The sequence below is a fragment of the Tundrisphaera lichenicola genome, from assembly GCF_051175385.1.
GTDB classification, from domain to species: Bacteria; Planctomycetota; Planctomycetia; order Isosphaerales; family Isosphaeraceae; genus Tundrisphaera; species Tundrisphaera lichenicola.
In genome coordinates this window covers 7,205,369-7,219,075 of record NZ_CP195106.1, presented here as the reverse complement: position 1 = coordinate 7,219,075, position 13,707 = coordinate 7,205,369, and the positions used below count along the sequence as shown (strand labels likewise).

The 13,707-nt window shown below is 67.7% G+C and carries 14 protein-coding genes; 11 read left to right on the top strand and 3 right to left on the bottom strand.

The genetic code is table 11. The features are described 5' to 3' along the window. Positions 1 to 80 precede the first annotated feature (80 nt). A complete protein-coding gene (locus tag P12x_RS28670) occupies positions 81 to 1,211 on the top strand; it encodes a PEP-CTERM sorting domain-containing protein (protein ID WP_435008528.1) in 1,131 nt (376 codons plus the stop codon). Between the two features lie 21 nt (positions 1,212 to 1,232). Then, a complete protein-coding gene (locus P12x_RS28665) occupies positions 1,233 to 1,754 on the top strand; it encodes a peptide chain release factor family protein (protein ID WP_435008527.1) in 522 nt (173 codons plus the stop codon). Positions 1,755 to 1,764: 10 nt separating this feature from the next. On the opposite strand, the gene P12x_RS28660 is transcribed toward P12x_RS28665, so the two are convergent. Beyond that, a complete protein-coding gene (locus P12x_RS28660) occupies positions 1,765 to 2,034 on the bottom strand; it encodes a hypothetical protein (protein ID WP_435008526.1) in 270 nt (89 codons plus the stop codon). Between the two features lie 206 nt (positions 2,035 to 2,240). Here P12x_RS28660 and P12x_RS28655 point away from each other — a divergent pair, with 206 nt between their 5' ends. The 9 genes from P12x_RS28655 to P12x_RS28615 all read left to right on the top strand — a co-directional run bounded on the left by P12x_RS28655 (position 2,241) and on the right by P12x_RS28615 (position 12,141). Further along, a complete protein-coding gene (locus tag P12x_RS28655) occupies positions 2,241 to 3,413 on the top strand; it encodes a sulfite oxidase (RefSeq protein WP_435008525.1) in 1,173 nt (390 codons plus the stop codon). After that, positions 3,410 to 4,045, top strand: coding sequence for a cytochrome c (locus P12x_RS28650; RefSeq protein ID WP_435008524.1), 636 nt, complete (start codon positions 3,410 to 3,412; stop codon positions 4,043 to 4,045). The genes P12x_RS28655 and P12x_RS28650 overlap by 4 nt, the downstream gene beginning before the upstream one ends. 129 nt (positions 4,046 to 4,174) lie before the next feature. Beyond that, complete coding sequence (locus tag P12x_RS28645; RefSeq protein WP_435008523.1) at positions 4,175 to 4,879, top strand: DUF2461 domain-containing protein; 705 nt, start codon at positions 4,175 to 4,177, stop codon at positions 4,877 to 4,879. Positions 4,880 to 4,981: 102 nt separating this feature from the next. Continuing rightward, a complete protein-coding gene (locus tag P12x_RS28640; protein WP_435008522.1) occupies positions 4,982 to 8,176 on the top strand; it encodes a protein kinase domain-containing protein in 3,195 nt (1,064 codons plus the stop codon). 164 nt (positions 8,177 to 8,340) lie between these two features. After that, entirely contained in the window at positions 8,341 to 8,637 is a 297-nt protein-coding gene (locus tag P12x_RS28635; protein WP_435008521.1) for a hypothetical protein, read from the top strand. A 25-nt stretch (positions 8,638 to 8,662) separates the two neighbouring features. Further along, positions 8,663 to 8,980 carry a hypothetical protein gene (locus tag P12x_RS28630; RefSeq protein ID WP_435008520.1) on the top strand — a complete coding sequence of 106 codons (318 nt, stop codon included), beginning with the start codon at positions 8,663 to 8,665 and terminating at the stop codon, positions 8,978 to 8,980. 314 nt (positions 8,981 to 9,294) lie between these two features. Next, positions 9,295 to 10,626: a DUF1501 domain-containing protein gene (locus tag P12x_RS28625; RefSeq protein WP_435008519.1), complete on the top strand. Its 1,332-nt coding sequence runs from the start codon at positions 9,295 to 9,297 to the stop codon at positions 10,624 to 10,626. A 4-nt stretch (positions 10,627 to 10,630) separates the two neighbouring features. Beyond that, positions 10,631 to 11,167 carry a YybH family protein gene (locus P12x_RS28620; protein WP_435008518.1) on the top strand — a complete coding sequence of 179 codons (537 nt, stop codon included), beginning with the start codon at positions 10,631 to 10,633 and terminating at the stop codon, positions 11,165 to 11,167. Then, positions 11,164 to 12,141: an endonuclease/exonuclease/phosphatase family protein gene (locus P12x_RS28615; RefSeq protein ID WP_435008517.1), complete on the top strand. Its 978-nt coding sequence runs from the start codon at positions 11,164 to 11,166 to the stop codon at positions 12,139 to 12,141. Before P12x_RS28620 ends, P12x_RS28615 begins: the two co-directional genes overlap by 4 nt. An 18-nt stretch (positions 12,142 to 12,159) precedes the next feature. On the opposite strand, the gene P12x_RS28610 is transcribed toward P12x_RS28615, so the two are convergent. Beyond that, complete coding sequence (locus P12x_RS28610; protein ID WP_435008516.1) at positions 12,160 to 12,969, bottom strand: HD domain-containing protein; 810 nt, start codon at positions 12,967 to 12,969, stop codon at positions 12,160 to 12,162. Between the two features lie 12 nt (positions 12,970 to 12,981). Beyond that, the gene (locus tag P12x_RS28605) at positions 12,982 to 13,569 is read right to left on the bottom strand and encodes a cysteine hydrolase family protein (RefSeq protein WP_435008515.1); all 588 of its coding nucleotides are present in this window, start codon (positions 13,567 to 13,569) and stop codon (positions 12,982 to 12,984) included. Between the last annotated feature and the right edge of the window lie 138 nt (positions 13,570 to 13,707).

Below are 13,707 nucleotides of genomic sequence, written 5' to 3'. Positions count from 1 at the left end.
TCGTGCTAGCATGCCCCCGCACCTTCTGTTCAGGTGTCAATCAGCGAAATCATTGGATTAGTGCTGCCAGGGAGTGCGAGATGGAACGAATCCAACGAGTCGTCGGCCTGATCCTAGTGGGTGGGCTAGTCTTGGCGAGCCGGGCCGAAGCGGGGCCGCTCGACCCGACAAAGTATGACTCGCTCGGGACACTCTCGATCGACTCGGGCACTTACACAATCGATAGCTCGCTGGGCGCCCTGAGCCTGGTTGTGGGCGGAACGATTTATACGGGTGTGGTCGACCACGGAATGGCGGTGTTCGATTTCGACTCGATCCATATCGGTGCCGGGGCCGCGATCCTGGGGGCCCAGGGGGTCAACGGACTGCCGATCGCCCTCCTCTCGCGTTCGACCACGACCGTAGACGGACTGATCGATGTCTCTGCCTTTAGTAACTACGGGGGTCCCGGTGCCAGCGATATGGGCCAGGGCGGATCCGGTGACTATACGGCGGGCGGAGGTGGCGGGGCCAAGGGGGGCCGTGGCGGGGCGGGTGGATCGACCAGTTATTATTCGCAAGGACCCTTCGGCAATCCTCAGGGCCCGGTGACCGTGCTCGGCGGAGGGATCGGGGGGTACACCGACATCGACCTGCTTTCGGTCACTCTCCGGGGTGGAAGCTCCGGCGGAAGTGGGGGATCCTTCGGTGGAGGTGGTGGCGGCGCCGGAGGTGGTGCCATCGAACTGGGTGCCGTCCAATCGATCGTCATCAATGGGGACGTGCTCGCCCTGGGGGGTGACGCCTTCATTCCCGGCTCGGGGGGGGGTAGCGGGGGTGGTATCTACATCCACGCCGATTCGGTCACCCTCACCGGGAGCTTGAACGTTCAAGGGGGCAGCGGATTGTATGGGGATGGCCCCCAGGCGAGCGGAGGAGGGGGCGGTAGCGGAGGTGAAGTGTTTATTAATACGTCTATATATGGTGATACAAAAATTGATGGAAATGTCGTCCACTTCGGTGGTCTGGGCGGGGGTGGTTCGTTTGATCCTGTCTATCATGGAGGATATTACTACGGCGGGAACGGTGCCGATGGCTCGGATGGCCGTTTCATCCTCCTGGCGACCGTCCCCGAGCCGTCGAGCCTGACCTTGCTGGGCACGGCGAGCCTGGGCCTGTTCGGTGGCGTACTGGTCCGGCGACGGGCCGCGCTCCGGCGTTCGGCGGCCTGATCCGATCGGCGAGCCTCCTTCATGGACCGGCCCCAACCCCGCGATCATCCCGCCGCCCTGGACGACGACCGGCTCCTGGCCGAATGTGATCAGACCTTCCTCCGACGCTCGGGGCCGGGCGGTCAGAACCGGAACAAGGTGGAGACGGCGGTCGTCCTCAAGCATCGCCCGACCGGACTGATGGCCGAGGCCAACGAACGCCGGAGCCAGTCCGAGAATCGTCGCGAGGCGCTCCGGCGGCTCCGGCTGGGCCTGGTCCTCTCGGTCCGACGGCCGGTCGACCCGCTCGAGCCGCCCAGCCCCCTCTGGCGGTCGCGATGCCAGGGAGGTCGGATCGCGCTAAATCCCGATCACGAGGACGTGCCCGCCATGCTGGCCGAGGCGCTTGATGTCCTGGAAGACCGCGACCTCGACCTCAAAGCCGCGGCCGAGGTCCTGGGCTGTTCGTCCTCGCAACTGATCAAGCTCCTGAAGATCGAGCCCCGGGCGCTCGCCGGGGTCAATCGGGGCCGGGTTGGTCGGGGGCTCCGGCCCCTCCTCTGATGGATCCGGATCAGCCGGGGATCGGCCCGCGTCGGGGCTCGCTCAAGACGGAATCGACGGCCCGCTGGACCACGGCCACCAGCGACTCATCCGCGTACATCCCGAAGCTTCCGGAATCCAGCTCGACCCGGAAGCGGGTCAGGATCGTCTCGCGGATGGACCCGTCATCCTGCCCCCGGGAGCGACGTCGGCGGCATTCCAGGCGGGCCCCCAACTCCGCGGCCTTCAGCAGATCCTGCGGGGTTCCCCTCTCGACGGACGTGATGGTCAAGCGATTCATGGATGCCCCTCCGTTTCGTCCCGGTGCGTACCTCGATAAGCATGGTCGTGGCCGGGTCCGCTCCGGCAAACGATTCCGAGGAATCCTCGGACGGCCGGGTCGATGGGACCCCTCCCCGGTCGGGCATCTTTCCACCCGACGCGGCGGAGACTACGATGGCGATGAAGACGTGAGGCCTGCCCGACTCCCGACAAGGTGCCCTCCCGATGAGCCGGACTAGCCGTCGACTGATACTCCGCCAGGCCCTGACCGGTTTCACCCTTCCCTGGTTCGGGGGCCTGGCCGCCCGGTTTGCCGGGGGTGCCGATGGTCCGGGACCCGGCCTGGTGGTCCGGTCGAGCCGTCCGCTCGACGCCGAGACCCCGCCCGAGGCGCTGGATCAGTTGCTCACGCCCAACGAACTGTTCTTCGTCCGGAGCCACTTCGGGCCGCCCGCCGTCGGCCTCTCCCCCTGGCGGCTCGAAGTCGAGGGCCTGGTGGAACATCCGCTGAATCTGAGTCTCGACGAACTCGAAGGGATGCCGAAGGTCACCCTCCCGGCGCTCTTGCAGTGCTCGGGCAACGGCCGGGGGAATTACACGCCGACGGTCCCCGGGGTCGGCTGGGGCCGGGGAGCCGTCGGGAACGCCGAGTGGTCGGGCGTCCGGCTGGTCGACGTGCTGGAAAAGGCCGGGATCAAGCCCGACGCCGCGCACGTGCAGCTCCACGGGTCCGACACGCCGCCCAACCCCAAGACCCCGGCCTACTTCCGGAGCATCCCGCTCTCCCGGGCACTCGACCCCGGCACGATCCTGGCCACGACCATGAACGGCGAGCCCCTGCCCCTCCTCCACGGGGGGCCGATCCGCCTGGTCGTCCCCGGCTGGGGGGGGAACCACTGGATCAAGTGGCTCAGGAAGCTCACCGTGTCGACGGATGAGTCCCCGAGTTTCTACCAGCAGACCGGCTACAAGATACCCAGGGTTCCCACTCCCCCCGGAGTGAACCCCAAGCCTTCCGACCTCGTCCCGGTGACCACCCTCAACGTCAAGTCGCTGATCGCCCGACCGCTCGAAGGGGCGGTCCTGCCCGCCGGGAAGGTCGAGATCAAGGGAGTTGCCTGGACCGGCGAGGGGACGATCAAGAAGGTCGAGGTCGCCACCGCCCCCGGGGCTCCCTGGTCCGAGGCCAAGCTTCTCGGCGAAGCCCATCCCGGTTCCTGGCAGCAGTGGACCCAGACCTGGGACGCCCAGCCCGGCCGATACGTCCTCCAGGCCCGAGCCACCGACTCGACGGGGGAGACCCAGCCCGAGGTCACCCCCTGGAACAAGAGCGGCTACCTCTGGAACGGGATTGATCGGGTGACCATCGAGGTTCGATCGAAGGAAGGAAATTCATGAAGCCTCGGACGCCCTTGATGCGGATGCTTGCCGCGTCCGCCCTCCTGGCGGGGTTCGTTGTCCTGCCCTGGTCATCGGCCCCGGCCCGGCAGGATGACGACGACGAGGACCGCGCCGAGCTTCGCGCCATGGCCAAACAGTCGTTCGTCGAGAACTGCCTGATGTGCCACGGTGAGGACATGGTCTCCGGTCAGCGGCTGACCCCCGCTCAATGGAACGCCGAGGTCGAGAAGATGGTGGGATGGGGTTCCCCCCTGCCCCCCGACCGCAAGCAACCTCTGGCCGACTACCTGGCCGAGTCCTATCCGACCACCTTGCCCGTCCCGCCCGCCCGGCGGATCTCGCCCGAGGAGGTCGCCGAGCAAGCCCACCAGGCCAGGCCCTCGGACCTGGGAGCGGTCAACCTGGCCCACGGCGAGATGCTGTTCGCGAGCCAGTGCGCGGCCTGTCATGGCCCGGACGCCAGGGGGGGCGAACTGGGCACGAACCTGGTCGAGAAGCCGGTCCTGCTCCGCGATGCGGAGTTCCGGACCCTGATGCGGGACGGTCGCCGACGGATGCCCGGCTTCGCCAACGTGCTCGACGAATCCGGCCAGGCCGATCTCCTGGCCTGGCTCCGCCGAGGTCGATGAGTGGTGCGGTTCGATGGCGATCCAGTAGGGTGGCGTCGAGCGGAGCGAGGCCCACCAGTGCCACGCTTCGCTGGTGGGCCTCGCTCCGCTCGACGCCACCCTGCGTGATCCGGGTCCGGGGGCTCTCCGATGGCGGCGAAGAAGGTTGCTGGCGATCCGGGCGGGTTTCGCGGGTTCGGCTCGCAGGCCCTGCCGTTCCTCCGGGCCTTGAAGGAGAACAACGACCGCGACTGGTTCGCCTCGAACAAGGCGACGTTCCTCGAAGAGTGCGACGCCCCGCTCCGGGAACTGGTCGGCGAGGTCGGCGGTCGACTGGCCTCGAAGGGGATCGACCTGGCCCCGATGCCCAGGAATCCGGTCTTCCGGATCTACCGGGATGTCCGGTTCTCGAACGACAAGAGCCCGTACAAGACCAACGTCGGGGCGGCCCTCCATCGCCAGGGGGACAAGTCCCGGCCGGGCCTGCTCTACATCCACGTCGAGCCCGCCGGTTCGTTCCTCGCCGCCGGCTTCTACCGGCCCGAGGCCCCGACGCTGAAGCTCCTCCGCGAGGCCGTGGCCGACGACGCCGATCGGTTCCTCGGCGTGATCGAAGCCGTCGGCAAGAAGGGGAATGCGCTCGGGATGGGCGAGCCGCTCACCCGGTTGCCCAGGGGGTTCGAGGGGCAGGCCGATTCCCCGGTCGCGTCGTACATCCGGTTTCGATCGTTCGTCGTCCATCATCCCCTATCGGACGACGACCTGGAACGTCGCGATCTCCCCGAGCGGATCGTGCGGTTCGCCGAGGAGGTCTTGCCGTTCCTCGACTTCTTCTGGTCGAAGATCGGAGCCTGATTGGCGCTTTTACCCCGGATTTACGGCGGATACGATTGGTTCGTGACAGATCCTTGAGTATTATCGATCTCGATTCGCTCCCGTCGTGTCCCGGAGCCCCCCATGCCGGACCAGGATCCGGAGGTCGGTGAGACCTCGCCATCGACTCCCGAGTCCTCCGTCCAGGACCCGGATTCGCTGTCGACACGGGTCCCGCTCGATCTCCAGCGGACCTGGTCCGACCAAGAATCGATCGCGCCGGATCTCAACCCTTCGATCCCCACCCGGTTCGCGGTCGACCTCGATTCCGACAGTACGTACCTCCCGAACGCGTCATCGAACTTCGATTCGTGGCCCTCGCGCGATTTTCCCGGCTACGAACAGCTCGATTCCATCGGCGAAGGCGGCATGGGAGTGGTCTTTCGGGCCCGCCAGGTGGGCCTGAACCGGACCGTCGCGTTGAAGATGACACTGGGGGGTCGGGCCAGTCCCAGGGACCTGATCCGGTTCCTGGCCGAGGCCGAGGTGGTGGCCTCGATCCGGCATCCGAATGTGGTGCAGGTTTACGAATTCGGCCAGTCCCACGGTCGGCCCTTCCTGGCGATGGAGTATTTGCCCGGCGGGAGCCTGGTCGATCGGTTGAAGTCGAAGGGCCGGCTCGACCCGAATGTCGCGGTCGGGCTGGTGGGCCAACTGGCTCGGGCGGTCCAGGCCGCTCACGAGAAGGGGATCGTCCACCGCGATCTCAAGCCCGCCAACGTCCTCTTCGACGAGTGCGGGGAGCCTCGAGTCACCGATTTCGGCCTGGCCAAGCGGACGACCGGCGGCGATCTGACTCAAACCAAGGCGGTGATGGGCACGCCGGCGTACATGGCCCCCGAACAGGCCCGAGGCGACAACAAATTCGTCGGGCCGCAGGCCGATGTCTACGCGTTGGGGGTGATCCTCTACGAATGCCTGACCGGCATTCGCCCGTTTCAGGATACCGACACCCACCTCCTGCTCCGGAAGGTCATCGAAGATGATCCCGAACGCCCAAGCCGCCACGTCCCGGGGTTGCCTCGCGACCTGGAACTGATCGCCTTGAAGTGCCTGTCCAAGGACCCGTCCGACCGCTACCGGGATGGCGGGGCACTGGCCGAGGAACTGGAGCGGTTCGAGAGGGGTGAGTCGGTCGAGGTGCGCGCGACCGGCCCGCTCGAGCGGGTGATGAAGTGGGCCCGACGCAAGCCAACCCTGGCGGCGAGCTACGCCTTGACCACGCTGGTCCTGTTGCTGATCGGCTTCGGGGCGAGCCTGGCCGTCCTCTGGCGATCGGCGGAACGGGCCCGGGCGGCGGAGAAGGAGGCGCGGGTGGCCGAGAGGTTCGCCCGCGACAGGCTGGACCGATTCACCTATGGGCGGACGGTCCAGGCCGCCTATCAGGAGAGCGTCTCCGGCAACAAGGCCTCGGGCCGAATCCTGCTGGCGAGCACTCGGGAGGAATTCAGGGGTTGGGAATGGAATTACGTCAACCGCCTCTGCCGGACCGAGTTGCTGGAGCTCAAGCGGCACGTGGCCGGCCTGACCTCGGCATCGTTCAGTCCCGATGGCTCGAAACTGGTGACTTCCAGCTGGGATAGCTCGGTGCGGGTCTGGGACGCGCGGGAGGGCGTAGAACTGGGGGTGGTCCTGTGGCATCGCGCGCCGGTGCAATCGGCGACGTTCAGCCCGGACGGCCTGCAAATCGTCTCCGCGGGCGATGACAAGGTGGCCCGGGTCTGGGACGCTCGATCCGGGGAACAACGGGCGACGCTGGAAGGGCACACGCAGGCCGTCCTCTCGGCGTCGTTCAGCGGGGACGGCACGCGCGTCGTCACCGCCAGCGCGGACAAGTCGGCGAGGATCTGGGACGCACGGACGGGCAAGCCCCTGATGACGCTGGGGCCCATCGGTCATCGGGTGAACTGGGCGTCGTTCAGCCCGGACGGCACGCGGGTCGTCACCGCCGGCGCGGACAAGATGGCGCGGATCTGGGACGCCCACTCGGGACTCCAACTCCTGGAGTTGAAGGGGCACAAGGATGCCTTACGTTCGGCGTCGTTCAGCGGGGACGGCACGCGAGTCCTCACCGCCAGCGTGGACAAGACGGCGCGGGTCTGGGATGCGAAACTCGGCACGCCGATCCTGGCGGTGACCGACGACGCCGGAGCCCTCTTCTCGGCGACATTCAGCCCGGACGGGTCGCGGATCGCGACGTCGGGCTTCGTGAAGACGGCAAGGGTCTGGGACGCCCAGTCGGGCATCGAGCAACTCCGCCTGGAGGGGCACACCGACCGGATCTTCTCGGTGTCCTTCAGCCCGGACGGCTCGCGCCTGGCCACGGCCAGCGCGGACAAGTCGGCGCGGGTCTGGGACGCCCACTCCGGGCTCATCCGGCTGGATTTGAAAGGGCACAAGGTTGCCGTGCGCTCGGCGTCATTCCGCCCGGACAGCCTGCAAATCGTCACCGCGAGCGACGACCGGACGGCGCGGGTCTGGGACGCTCGCACGGGTGTCGAACAGCACCAACTGAAGGGACATGACGGCGCGGTCTCCTCGGCGTCATTCAGCCCGGATGGCACGCGAATCGTCACCGCGAGCGTCGACCGAACGGTACGAGTCTGGGACGCTCGCACGGGCACGCGGATCCTGACGGTACCCGAAGTCGCCGCGGTCTCCTCGGCGTCATTCAGCCCGGATGGCACGCGAATCGTCACCGCGAGCGTCGACCGAACGGTACGAGTCTGGGACGCTCGCACGGGCGGGTTCGTGTCGTCGATTCCCGAAGTTGGCGCGGTCTCCTCGGCGTCGTTCAGCCCGGATGGTCGGCGAATCATCACCGCGGGCAAGGACAAGACGGCGCGCGTCTGGGACGCACGCAAGGGACACCGGCTGCTGGAGTTGAAGGGGCATGAGGATGCCGTAAACTCGGCGTCGTTCAGCCCGGATGGTCGGCGAATCATCACCGCCGGCGCGGACAAGACGGCGCGGGTCTGGGACGCTCGCACGGGCAAGTCCCTGATGACGCTGGAGGGGCATGCCGACGCCGTGGAATCGGCGTCGTTCAGCCCGGATGGCTCGCGGATCGTCACCGGGGGCCGAGATCGATCGGCCCGAATCTGGGACGCCCAATTCGGCGTGGAGTTGCTCAGGCTGGATGATCCGGAAGGCCCGATCTTGTCGGTTCAGTTCAGTCCGGACGGCACACGGATCGCGGGCGCGGGCATGACGGCGTGGGCCTGGGACACGCGACCCGAGTCCCGCCAGGACCAGGTCGGCTCGAACGAGGCCCGATGAGCCGTTGAAGTCGCCCCCGAGGATCGGCCCGGACATGGACCGGCCGGGCTTGCCGTGCCCCTGCCGCGCCGGGGCAGGATCGTTTCATTCGATTCGGCGAGAAAACCGGATAACATGGGGGGTAAGACTGCCGCCCGAATCGTTGCTCCTAAGGTGCGAGCGCCATGCTCACCTTCCGCGTCCGCGCTTTCGCGATCCTCCTGGCCTTCTCGGCCTTCGCGCTGGTCTACATCTCGGTCGGGATCCGCTGGCACACCTACCGGGCTCGGGCCGGCCTGTACGCCCGCCAGGAGGTCGAGCATACCTTCCAGGCGGCCAACTTCGCCCGGGCCGCGCGAGACCCCGGAGACTCGCCCGAGACCCAGGCCCGCGCCCGGGAATATCGGAGGCTCGCCAAGATGCACGAGAAGGCCGCCCGGGAATGCACCGAGCTTCGGGAGTTCTACGAGGCTTGCTGGTGAATCCCCGTGACGGAGGCATGCCGTCATGAGGTCGCACCGAAAGCAGATCGGCATCCGATGGTTGATGACGGGCGTGGCCTTCGTGGCCCTCGCCATCGCCTGGGCGTCGCGGTGGTCCGAGTACCGATACCGGGCGGCCTTCCACGCCGGGGTCGCGGCAGATCATCGTTGGTTCGCGAAGGTCCCATCGACGGAGTTGGCCCGGCGACGCCATCGGGACAAGGCCGAGTGGCATGAAACGATGCGCCGAAGGCTCGAACTGGCATCGTGGTTTCCCTGGCCATTCGGCCCGACCCAACCGCCCTGGCCTTTCGACGGGGATGGGCCTCGGATGTCTCGATGATCGGGGTGTGCCCGCAGATTCCTGGGGTCACCGGGCCGGGTGCCATGCTCTCGCGAAGCGTGAGCATGAGAGGACGTCCAGGCCACCCCCATGCTCACGCTTCGCGAGAGCATGGCACCCAGGAAGCGACTCAGGCTCGAGCCCAAGATTCCATAGGCACACCCGATGATCGAAAGCCCGTCACTCCGGTATCGAGCTTGCACTGGCCGTCGGGTCGACTATAGTAGGTTAAACAATATTGTGAGACCGTCCGGGGCTCTCGTCGACTTGGCGGGGCGGGCTGGTCCCTCCGAGGGATTCGGGAGATCGGGCCGATGCTGAACTTGCTGGGACCGAGGCACCGGTACTGCGACGGCGTCTCGCGCCGGTCGTTCCTCAAGGTCGGCGGCCTGGCGATGGGCGGGCTGGCCTTGCCGGACCTCCTGAGGCTCGAGGCCGCGGCGGGCGTCGAACGGTCGCACAAGGCCGTGATCATGGTCTATCTCTCGGGCGGGCTGGCCCACCAGGATACCTTCGACCTCAAGCCCGACGCCCCCGCCGAAATCCGCGGCGAGTTCAAGCCGATCCCCACCGTCGTTCCCGGGATCTCGATCGGCGAGCTGCTGCCCGAGATCGCCAGGATGACCGACAAGCTGGCCATCCTCCGCTCGATCGTCGGGCTTCGCGACGAGCATTCGAGCTGGCAGAACCTGACCGGCTACCCGATGTCGCAGGCCCAGCGCGAGGACAAGCCGCACTTCGGCTCGGTGATCTCGCGGGTCCAGGGGCCGGTCGACCCGGTCGTCCCGCCGTTCGTCGACCTCTTCCCGACCATGCAGCACAAGCCCTACAACAGCGCGGGGGCGGGATTCCTCGGGCAGTCGTACAAGGCGTCCAAGCTCGGCGGAGGCGACGACCTGGAGCTGACCCGGCAGACCGCCGTCGGGGCCGACCGATTCACCGGTCGCCGTCGGCTCCTCGACGAGTTCGACCAGTTCCGCCGGTCGGTCGACAACGCCTCGGTCGACGGGATGGAGGCCCAGTACCGCCGGGCCTTCGAGGTCCTGACCTCGGACAAGGTGGCGAAGGCCCTGGACGTCGAGCGCGAAGACCCGAGGACTCGCGACCGATACGGCAAGGGGTCGGAGAAGCACCTCGGCGACGGTGCCCCGATGTGGAACGACCAGCTCCTGATCGCCCGGCGACTGGTCGAGGCCGGGGCCCGTTGCGTGTCGGTGGCCTACGGCTTCTGGGACACGCACGGAGGGAACTTCAATCACCTGCGGAACCACCTCCCGCTGTTCGATCGGGGGATCTCGGCGCTGGTCGAGGACATCCACGCCCGTGGGCTCGACAAGGACGTGACGGTCCTGGTCTGGGGCGAGTTCGGCCGGACCCCGAAGATCAACAAGGATGCCGGCCGCGACCACTGGGCGCCGGTCAACGGGGCCTTGATGGCGGGCGGCGGGATGAAGGTGGGCCAGGTGATCGGCTCGACCGACAAGCTCGGCGGTTACGCCGCGAGCACGCCCATCCACTACCAGGACGTGCTGGCCACGGTGTACCATAACCTGGGGATCGACCCCAACGCCTTCGTCACCGACCAATCCGGCCGCCCGAACACGATCCTCCCGGGCACGGCGACCCCGATCGAGAGGCTGGTCTGAACCGATGAGCAAACCCTCGCGAGGCCCGTCGCTCGGCGTGATCACCGCGCTGGTCGTCGCGGTCGCGGCCGCCCTGTCCAGCGGGCTCCATGCCGATAGCCCGGACGCCGAGGTCTCGGCCATCAAGGCGGTGCTCGATAAGCAGGAGGCCGACTGGAACAAGGGGGATCTCGACGCCTTCCTCGAAGGCTACTGGCACTCGCCCGAGGTCGTCTTCCAGTCCGGCGGCGATCGCCACGACGGCTTCGACGCGATGCGCGAGCGCTACCAGAAGCGATACAAGGCCGAGGGGAAGGCCATGGGCAAGGTGGCCTTCTCGAAGGTCGAGATCAAGACCCTGGGCGCCGATTCCGCCTTCGTCCGAGGGGCCTGGAAGCTGGAACTCCCCGATGGCAAGAAGCCCGGCGGACTGTTCACCCTGATCGTCCGGAAGTTCCCCGATGGATGGAAGATCGTCCACGATCACACCTCGATCGGCGACGACCCGGCGGTCCCGCCGGCGCCTCCGGCCCCTTCGCCCCGCAAGCCGGTCGATCGTTGAAGCTACATTCCACCGTTTGGCTGATCCGCAAAGCGATCACCATCGGCCTGGTCCTCTCGATCGCGGCCGGTGTCGTGGGGCAGGTGCTCCGGGATCGTTCGGTCGTCCTGGCCTTGCTGATGTACCTGCCGCTCCTCCCGCTGGGGCTGGCGGCGGTCGGATGGGATGCGATCCGTCGAGGGCGGGGCTTGTTGGGTCCGAGGTTCGGGCTCGGGGGGCTGGGCCTGGCCACCGTGATCGGATCGACCTGGCCGATGATCGGGTCGGGTCCGGGGACTTCCCATGGTCCGGAGATCTCGGTCCTGCACTGGAATGTGATCTGGGGGGGCGGGCAGGGCTTGAGCCCGGGGCGTCGAGCGTCGATCCGCCGAGAGATCCTGGATCGCGAGGCCGACCTCATCGTCCTGAGCGAGGCCCCTCCCGACGACTGGCTCGACGGCCTGGTCGCCTCGATGGGCCCGGGGGCGTCGCGGGTCCAGGTGCAACATGGACCGCGAGATTCCTACTGGTACAAGCTGGTGGTCTGCTCGAAAGGCCCGCTCCGGCTGGTCCGTCGCGAGTCGATCGCGGACGGGGCGGGGATGGTCGTCGAGGCCGAGGTCCGGGGCCGGGTTGTCCGCCTGCTGGTGGTCGACGCCAAAAGCAATCCCCTGCTCTCCCGGACGCCCCGACTGCTCGACATCGCGCGGGCTTGCCGGAGGGCTCGCGAGGCGGGTGAGCCGATCGACGTGGTGGCGGGCGACTTCAACAGCGTGGGCCGGAGCCTGGGCTTCGACGCGATCGAGGCCGAGGGGTATGTCCTGGCCTCGCGGGCCAGTCGAGGCTGGCGAGGGACGTTTCCCTCGCCGATGCCGGTCTTCGACATCGACCACGTCTGGGTCCGTCGCGAACTCCCCGGGCTCCGCGACGAGTTGTTCACCAACTTCGCCTCGGACCACCGGGGGCAGGTGGTGCGGTTCGGGATTCCGGACTGAAGCCCGGATTTCGCCGTTTCAACCTTCCAGATATTCCTCGTGCTCTAGCCCTCGGAGGTAGTCGAGGGCTTCGTCGACGGTCCCGACCGAGGCACCCGGCACTCGCCCGGCGTTGTCCAGCTCGCGGAGGAGCTTCAGGTCTTCGAGGAGGTCCGGATCGTCGACGGGCGGGTGGGCGCCGGGTTTCTCCCGGGCGGCCAGGAAGGCCGCGTGGTGCTCGATCAGGGCCAGGGTCCTCGGCGGGACGGCCCCTCGGAGGGCCTCCAGGGCGGCCTTGACGTGGTTGTGCGGGTCGATCGCCTTGCCGACGTCGTGCAGGAGCGCCGCCAGGAGGAATTCCTCGTCGTAGGGGCGGGCGTCCCGGGCCAGGTCGAAGACCTGGAGGCTGTGGTAGAGGGCGTCCCCCTCGGGGTGCGGCTTGACGGGCTGCTTGACCGACTCCAGCGGCATCAGGCGGAGCTTGTAGATGGCGAACCGGTCGACGTGGTCGGCCATCCGGGCCAGTTCCTCGCCGGGCTCGGGCTCGGGCGAGTCGTTCGGGACGACGACCGGGGCGGCGTCGCGGATCAGGATGAGGGCCTGCTCGCGGATCTCGGAGTCGCTGGGCAGGTCGCCCGGCCGGACGGGTCGGCCCAGGACGGCGGCGGCCTTCCGCTTGGCGGCGTAATACTCGGCCTCGGAGGCGTCGCGGAGTCTCCCCGAAGGGTCGCCCGACTCCGGCCCGATCGTGCCCAGCATCCGCCGGGCGGCCTCGATGGCAATCTGGCGGCGGGCCCGGTCGTCGACCCTGGGAGCCTGCCGGTGCTTCTTGAACTGGTCCGGTCGCATGGGACTATTGGCTCACACCGCGTCGGTCATCGTCAAGAGCGCCCCGCGATGGACGAACCCGGTCAGCAACTCGGGCTCGGCAGCCGAGGCGACCGCGCGGATCGCGTCGGCCACGATCGCGACCTGCTTCCCCCGATCCAGCAAACCCTCGACGGCGCATCGGACGCAATAGTCGGTCGCCACTCCATAGACGACGAAGGTCGGGTTGCCTCGGCTATAAGAATCGATGACCCGTTCGGCGTCGGGGTTCGAGAAGACGTCGTACTGCTGCTTGGGGAGCGTCAGGTGCGGTGGGATCGCGTCGGGCAAGGTCCCGCCCTGTCCCAGGATCAGGCCGTCCGGCCACTCGGTCTCGGGGATCCGGGTTTGACCGGGCGTGCCGATCAGGCAATGCGGCGGGAAGACGGCGAACTCGGGGTCGCTCGGCAGGTGGACGCAGGCCGTGGCGATGATTGGGATGCCTCTGTCTCGGGCGATCGCGGTGAGCCTGGCCAGGTTGGGGCGGATCGCGGTCGATCCGGCGATGAAGAGCGCCCCGTCGGGGTCGAGGAAATCGCGCTGGGTGTCGACGTCGACGAAGACGAACGGGCCTTCGAGCATGGTAGGGAAATCCGGTCCTGGGCGACTCTCCGGTCTGGGCCCATCGACGATAGCACGGCCGGAGGAACCGGGACAGGCCCGAAATCTGTCGGGGCGATCGGGGGCAGTCCGACTGCTTGAGGGGCGGTCGAAGGTCCG

What these genes read in the sequence shown, in the direction of transcription:
- P12x_RS28660 (WP_435008526.1), bottom strand. Translation starts at nt 2,034, where the DNA reads ATGAATCGCTTGACCATCACGTCCGTCGAGAGGGGAACCCCGCAGGAT.
- P12x_RS28625 (WP_435008519.1), top strand. Translation starts at nt 9,295, where the DNA reads ATGCTGAACTTGCTGGGACCGAGGCACCGGTACTGCGACGGCGTCTCG.
- P12x_RS28605 (WP_435008515.1), bottom strand. Translation starts at nt 13,569, where the DNA reads ATGCTCGAAGGCCCGTTCGTCTTCGTCGACGTCGACACCCAGCGCGAT.
- P12x_RS28635 (WP_435008521.1), top strand. Translation starts at nt 8,341, where the DNA reads ATGCTCACCTTCCGCGTCCGCGCTTTCGCGATCCTCCTGGCCTTCTCG.
- P12x_RS28640 (WP_435008522.1), top strand. Translation starts at nt 4,982, where the DNA reads ATGCCGGACCAGGATCCGGAGGTCGGTGAGACCTCGCCATCGACTCCC.
- P12x_RS28655 (WP_435008525.1), top strand. Translation starts at nt 2,241, where the DNA reads ATGAGCCGGACTAGCCGTCGACTGATACTCCGCCAGGCCCTGACCGGT.
- P12x_RS28670 (WP_435008528.1), top strand. Translation starts at nt 81, where the DNA reads ATGGAACGAATCCAACGAGTCGTCGGCCTGATCCTAGTGGGTGGGCTA.
- P12x_RS28630 (WP_435008520.1), top strand. Translation starts at nt 8,663, where the DNA reads ATGAGGTCGCACCGAAAGCAGATCGGCATCCGATGGTTGATGACGGGC.
- P12x_RS28645 (WP_435008523.1), top strand. Translation starts at nt 4,175, where the DNA reads ATGGCGGCGAAGAAGGTTGCTGGCGATCCGGGCGGGTTTCGCGGGTTC.
- P12x_RS28610 (WP_435008516.1), bottom strand. Translation starts at nt 12,969, where the DNA reads ATGCGACCGGACCAGTTCAAGAAGCACCGGCAGGCTCCCAGGGTCGAC.
- P12x_RS28665 (WP_435008527.1), top strand. Translation starts at nt 1,233, where the DNA reads ATGGACCGGCCCCAACCCCGCGATCATCCCGCCGCCCTGGACGACGAC.
- P12x_RS28650 (WP_435008524.1), top strand. Translation starts at nt 3,410, where the DNA reads ATGAAGCCTCGGACGCCCTTGATGCGGATGCTTGCCGCGTCCGCCCTC.
- P12x_RS28620 (WP_435008518.1), top strand. Translation starts at nt 10,631, where the DNA reads ATGAGCAAACCCTCGCGAGGCCCGTCGCTCGGCGTGATCACCGCGCTG.